Source organism: Paraburkholderia sp. (genome assembly GCF_036488505.1).
Lineage (GTDB): Bacteria > Pseudomonadota > Gammaproteobacteria > Burkholderiales > Burkholderiaceae > Paraburkholderia.
In genome coordinates this window covers 1-6,064 of record NZ_DASXHN010000483.1, presented here as the reverse complement: position 1 = coordinate 6,064, position 6,064 = coordinate 1, and the positions used below count along the sequence as shown (strand labels likewise).

The following is a 6,064-nucleotide window of genomic DNA, read 5'->3' as shown; positions in this document are numbered from 1 at the left end:
GGATTGCCGTCGGCCAGCGTTTCCGGCAGCAGCTCGGCCGGGAAGTCCTGATAGCAGACCGGGCGCAGGAAGCGGTCGATCGAGGTCGTGCCGACCGAGGTCGCGCGGCTGTCGGAGGTCGCCGGGAACGGGCCGCCGTGGACCATCGCGTGACACACCTCGACGCCGGTCGGGAAGCCGTTGACCAGAATCCGGCCGGCCTTGCGCTCGAGAATCGTCACCAGCTTCTTCGCGCCCGCCACATCGGCGCTGTCCATCTGCAGCGTCGCTGTCAGCTGGCCGGCGAAGTGCTCGGCGACCTTCAGCATTTCCTGCTCGTCCTTGCAGCGGATGATCGTCGAGGCCGGGCCGAACACTTCGTCTTCGAGCGCCGGGTTCGCGAGGAAGGTCTGCGCGTCGGTCACGAACAGCGCCGCGCAAGCCTGCGTCGGGCCGGTCGCAGCGGCGCCATGCGCCACCGCTTCGACACCCTTGGTCGCGGCAAGCTTGCTCTCGCCGTCTTCATACGCGGCATGGATGCCCGAGGTCAGCATCGTCTGCGCCGGCTTGGCCGCGAGTGCTTCCGATGCGGTCGCGACGAAGCGCTTCAGCGCGTCACTGTCGATCGCGATCGCGAGACCCGGGTTCGTGCAAAACTGGCCCGCGCCAAGCACGAGCGAGTCGACGAAGCCGCGCGCGATGCTCTCGCCGCGCGCCGCCAAAGCGTTCGGCAGCAGAAACACCGGGTTGATACTGCTCATTTCGGCGTAGACCGGAATCGGCTCCGGACGTGCGGCCGCGACGCGCATCAGCGACGTGCCGCCCGCGCGCGAACCGGTGAAGCCGACCGCCTTGATGGCCGGATGCGCGACCAGTGCTTCACCGACGGAGTTGCCCGCGCCGACGATCATCGAAAACACGCCTTCCGGCAGATCCATATCCTGCGCGACGCGCTGGATCACGCGGCCTACCAGCTCCGACGTGCCGAGGTGCGCGCGGTGCGCCTTCACCACCACCGGACAGCCCGCCGCGAGCGCTGCGGCGGTATCGCCGCCCGCCACCGAAAACGCGAGCGGGAAGTTGCTCGCGCCGAACACGGCCACCGGACCCAGCGCGATTTTCTGCATGCGCAGGTCGGAGCGTGGCAGCGGCTTGCGATCCGGCAGCGGCGAATCGAGCGTGGCGTCGAGCCACTGGCCCGCGCGCACGGTCTGCGCGAACAGCTTCAGCTGGCCGGTGGTGCGGCCGCGCTCGCCTTCGAGACGCGCCTTCGGCAGACCGGATTCGGCCTGCGCACGCTCGATCAGCTCATCGCCAAGCGCGGTGATGCCATCGGCGATACGATCCAGAAACTCGGCGCGCACCGCGAGCGGCAGTTGGCGATACGAATCGAACGCCTGTTGCGCGAGCGCGCAGGCCTCGTCGACATTGGCGGCGGTGCCGCTGCCGAACACCGGCTCGGCAATCTCGGCACCCGTGGCAGGATTGAATGCGCGCAGCGGTTTTTCCGCGCCGCGCACCGCTTTACGACCGATCAGCATTTCGCCGGTAATGGGCATTTTGGCTTTCCTTGATAAAGGCCTTTGACATAGGTCATCATACAACGCTGCCGCATCTGCATCAACCCGAAACACTTGCCGCAGCGGGACGTTCGGGTTTACGCACCCGTTACAACCAAGTAGCGCGATGCTAATCTGTCGAAGAGGTACGACGACCTATGACCTCGCGTTTTGCTGCCTTATTCGCGGATCGTTGGCCGCCGTTACATCGCCGTTGCAGGTCGCCGTTCGCATTTTCCCGATCCATCGCCGTTCGAGGAGATACCGCATGCCCGCACTCACGCCCTATCAGGCTTTGCCTAACCGCTTCCGGCACGCGGTGCGCGCCGGCGAAGTTCAGATCGGCTGCTGGGCGTCGCTCGCCAGTCCGATCGCCACCGAACTGCTGGGCACGATCGGCTTCGACTGGATGCTGCTGGACGCGGAGCACGCGCCCAACGACGTGCTCACGCTGATCCCACAACTGATGGCGCTGAAGGACAGCGGCAGCGCCCCGGTCGTGCGGCCGCCGGCCAACGACAGCGTCGTCATCAAGCGCTTTCTCGATAGCGGCTTTTCCAACTTCCTCGTGCCGTTCGTCGACAGCGCCGACGACGCCGCGCGCGCGGTCGCGTCGACGCGCTACCCTCCGCAGGGCATGCGCGGTGTGTCGGTCGGCCATCGCGGAAACCGTTACGGCACCGTCGCCGATTACTTCAGCATCGCCAACGACAATATCTGCGTGATCGCGCAGATCGAAAGCCATAAGGCAGTCGATGCGATCGACAGTATTCTGGCGGTGGACGGCATCGACGCGGTTTTCGTCGGCCCATCCGACCTCGCGGCGTCGTATGGCCACCTCGGCAACGCGGGTCATCCCGATGTGCAACAGACGATCGCGCATGTATTCGAGCGCGCAAAGGCGGCCGGCAAACCGAGCGGCATTCTCGCGCCCGTGCAAGCCGACGCGGAACGTTATCTGTCGATGGGCGCGCGCGTCGTCGCAGTCTGCGCGGATCTCGGGCTGCTTAAAGGCGCCGCGCAAGCGGTTCAGAAACACTTCATGCAGAAACCGGCGGGTGAGGCTTGAACGCCGCCGCCACGACACCTTCGGAGCATTCCATGAAAAAAGCAGGCTTTATCGGACTCGGCATCATGGGCAAGCCCATGGCCGCCAACATTCTGAAGAACGGCGTGCCGCTCGCCGCGTTCACGCGCAGCGGCGTGCCGGACGATCTCACGCAGGCCGGCGCCGTCGCATGCGACAACCCGGCGGCGGTGGCCGCGCACGCGGACGTGATCTTCGTGATGGTGCCGGACACGCCGGACGTCGAGAAGGTTCTGTTCGGCGAGAACGGTCTGGCGGGCGCGTTGCGCGCGGGTCAGATCGTGGTCGATATGAGTTCGATCTCGCCGATGGCCACGCGCGAGTTCGCGGCACGCGTGCGGGAGACCGGCGCGGACTATCTGGACGCGCCGGTGTCGGGCGGCGAAGTCGGCGCGAAGGCCGGCTCACTGACGATCATGGTCGGCGGCGAACAGGCCACCTTCGATATCGTCAAGCCGCTGTTCGACATGATGGGCAAGAACATCACGCTGATCGGCGCGGTCGGCGCGGGCCAGGTGTGCAAGGTCGCGAACCAGGTGATCGTCGCGGCGACCATCGAGGCGGTGGGCGAAGCACTGCTGCTCGCGTCGAAGGCCGGTGTCGACGCGTCGCGCGTGCGTGAGGCGCTGATGGGCGGTTTCGCGTCGTCGCGCATTCTCGAAGTGCACGGCGAGCGCATGACGAAGCGCACGTTCGATCCGGGCTTTCGCATCGAGCTGCACCAGAAGGATCTGAACCTGGCGTTGTCGACCGCGCAGGCGCTCGGCGTGTCGCTGCCGAACACCGCGACGTGCCAGGCGCTTTTTAACGCTTGTGTCGCGCATGGCGGCAAGGCGTGGGATCACTCGGCGATGGTGCGCGCGCTGGAAGTGCTGGCTGATCACGAGATCGGGCAGAAGCCGGCGTGATTTAGCGGACGCGGTCGAGATGCCGCGTCGCGACTTCTACTGCCTTGTGCTGCGAATGTTTGTTCAGTACGGCGCGCCTTGCGTTGTGACGCGCGCCTTTAGACCAATTGCGATCGAGCCCGCCGTCCGTCTTTATAAGAGGGGCGGCGGGCTCGATTGCTTTTCGTTGTCTGATCATCATCGTGCCTAGTTGGCGCATGGTGCACCACCCTCTTTCATAGAGACTCGCGCCGTCGAACGCGAGAATCATCCTTCGCCCATTCCCTACCCTGTGATCAGCTGATAGCTTGGCGGTCCCAAGCAATCACCGAGAACTACGGAATGTCGCTCGAACAGAATCCAGACGGCGTGCGCGTCGTGCTCAGTGCGCCGCAACTGGTTGCGGTGCTTGGCCGCCATTCGATCGACCCCGCCGAAATGGCAAGCAATCGGCTGTGGGGCGGATTGCAACTCGTCGGCGGGCTGCTGGAAATGGTTGGGGCCGGGGCATTGTGCGTGATGCCCGAGCCGACCATGGCGAGCAAGGCCGGATGTATCGCGTTCGGCACGCATGGTGTCGATACGGCGGCAGCTGGTTTGCGTCAGATGTGGACGGCGCAAGACACGGTCACGCTGACCCAACAGGGCACAACGAAGCTGGCTGAGGCGATGAAGGCCAGCCCCGACGTGGCGAACAATATCGGCCTGTCGCTCGATCTGGCCGTGCCGTTCGGCTTTGCAGGCGCGATCAGGGCGGCCCGGGTGTCGCGGATCACGGTGGGTCGGATCAATCTGCACATGCATGAGGCCAGAGCGCTTCAGCCAAGGCTCGGTGGCCACACGCTCGAAAAGCATGTGGCCAGGACTGAAGCGCAATTACGCGAAAGACTTGTACTTGAGCCGCATCTAACGGCAGTATCGTCATTCACGAACCTTGAACGGGCAGAATATGCAATATCAGAAGTCATACGCGCCCATACGACACGAATACGGACTTGGGCGGCATCTTCAGGCGGTGGTGGCCGCCTCACGCTGACGCAGCACGTGGCGGGTGATGTTGGCTATGGGATAGTGAGGCAGACAGGAAAACTGACGCGGATGAATGACGTTGTCGTCGTGCTGAAAAACCAAACCTACAATGGAATGCCCTACTATATTTTTACCGCTTACATTGGATGAAGGAAAATCTATGCTATCAGACCGTTATCCGAACATGTACCAGTTCTTCGGCGGATACCTCAATCAGGATTTTGATTTATCGGGAGACACGATCCCCGCGATAGTTTCGTGCTATCGGAGCGAGTGCCCGCGAGAAAACCACCTCGAAATGATTCACGAAATAAATTCGTTCATCAGCGAACATCCGGATGATTTGGACTCAGCGTTCGAAAAGGATTACGGGCAAGATTTTGACCCGGCGCTATGGGGCCACACGACAGCTTCGTTTCTAGAAGAACTTAAGCGTCTTCTGCGCGAGTAGGCAGTCGGCCAGATCCGAGACATCCTTTCACGGTACGATTGCGACTCCGTAGATGAGTTCCTCAGAGCGTTATCCAGAGATGGATCACATTTTCGACGTGTATTTCGGCCAGGACTTTGACCTGTTCGGAGCAACTGTTCCAGAAATCGTCTCTTGCTACAAGAAAGACAGTCCTTACGACTATGAGAATCTGATCCGCGAAATAGACGAGTTCATCGCAGAACACCCGCACGACCTGGATGCTGCATTCAAACAGTTGTTCAGGCGAGGCTTTCGTCCCGAGGGTGCAGGCTACACAACGACCGCCTTTCTTGACGAGATACGGCGCCTCCTGAGCGAGTAGCCAACCCAGCTGACACCCTGAGGCTGCCGTGGAAAATAAATCACCTTACCCGAATCTCGATTTTTTGATTCATGCCTATTTCAACCAGGATTTCGATTTATGGGGCAACAACGTGCAGGAAATCATCTCCTGCTTCATCGAGGAGAGCGACCAAACGCTTCGCACGTTGACTATTAGTGAAATTGATCGCCTTAAGCTCGACCATTCCGTCGACTTGGACGAGTATTTTGACGAAATGTATGGCTTTTACGTTGCCCCCGCACCTTGGGGTCACACAACCGCGTCATTCCTCGACGAATTAAAGCGGCTTCTTCTCAGCGAGTAGCTCCTTTCAAGTAAACGCTGCCCACTCCCAAGCGCTGCCTCTTTTCACTCCCAATCAGGCTGTCCAAGGGCAGCCGTCACCTGCTGATAGTGAGGAAGACAGGAAAACTGACGCGAATGAATGACGTTGTCGTTGTGCTGCAATGGCAAACTCACAATGGAATGCCCTAATACATTCCCACCGCTTACGTTGAATAAATGAAAACCTATGCTGTCAGACCGTTATCCGAGGATGTACCAGTTGTTTGGCGCATACTTTAATCAGGATTTTGATTTATGGGGAAACACCATCCCGGCAATTGTTTCGTGCTACCGGAGGGACTGCCCGCACGAAGGCCACCTCGAAATGATTAACGAAATAAATTCGTTCATTAGTGAACATCCGGATGATCTGGACTCAGCGTT

Annotated in this window: 8 protein-coding genes; 7 read left to right on the top strand and 1 reads right to left on the bottom strand. The window is 61.0% G+C overall.

The genetic code is table 11. From position 1 onward, the window contains the following. On the bottom strand, positions 1-1,538 hold a 1,538-nt coding region (locus tag VGH68_RS27570; RefSeq protein ID WP_331606896.1), incomplete at its 3' end, for an aldehyde dehydrogenase (NADP(+)). 268 nt (positions 1,539-1,806) lie between these two features. Here VGH68_RS27570 and garL point away from each other — a divergent pair. The 7 genes from garL to VGH68_RS27535 all read left to right on the top strand — a co-directional run. Next, positions 1,807-2,607 (top strand): 2-dehydro-3-deoxyglucarate aldolase, encoded by an 801-nt coding sequence (gene garL / locus VGH68_RS27565; protein WP_331606895.1) that lies wholly within the window; start codon positions 1,807-1,809, stop codon positions 2,605-2,607. Continuing rightward, positions 2,604-3,533: a 2-hydroxy-3-oxopropionate reductase gene (locus tag VGH68_RS27560; protein WP_331606894.1), complete on the top strand. Its 930-nt coding sequence runs from the start codon at positions 2,604-2,606 to the stop codon at positions 3,531-3,533. Before garL ends, VGH68_RS27560 begins: the two co-directional genes overlap by 4 nt. Positions 3,534-3,854: 321 nt before the next feature. Next, entirely contained in the window at positions 3,855-4,691 is an 837-nt protein-coding gene (locus VGH68_RS27555) for an RNase A-like domain-containing protein (RefSeq protein WP_331606893.1), read from the top strand. A 10-nt stretch (positions 4,692-4,701) separates the two neighbouring features. Beyond that, entirely contained in the window at positions 4,702-4,992 is a 291-nt protein-coding gene (locus VGH68_RS27550) for a contact-dependent growth inhibition system immunity protein (protein ID WP_331606892.1), read from the top strand. A 52-nt stretch (positions 4,993-5,044) separates the two neighbouring features. Continuing rightward, positions 5,045-5,335 carry a contact-dependent growth inhibition system immunity protein gene (locus VGH68_RS27545; protein ID WP_331606891.1) on the top strand — a complete coding sequence of 97 codons (291 nt, stop codon included), beginning with the start codon at positions 5,045-5,047 and terminating at the stop codon, positions 5,333-5,335. Between the two features lie 28 nt (positions 5,336-5,363). Continuing rightward, positions 5,364-5,660: a contact-dependent growth inhibition system immunity protein gene (locus tag VGH68_RS27540; RefSeq protein WP_331606890.1), complete on the top strand. Its 297-nt coding sequence runs from the start codon at positions 5,364-5,366 to the stop codon at positions 5,658-5,660. A 207-nt stretch (positions 5,661-5,867) separates the two neighbouring features. Then, positions 5,868-6,064 (top strand): contact-dependent growth inhibition system immunity protein (locus VGH68_RS27535; RefSeq protein ID WP_331606889.1); only part of this gene is annotated, 197 nt, incomplete at its 3' end.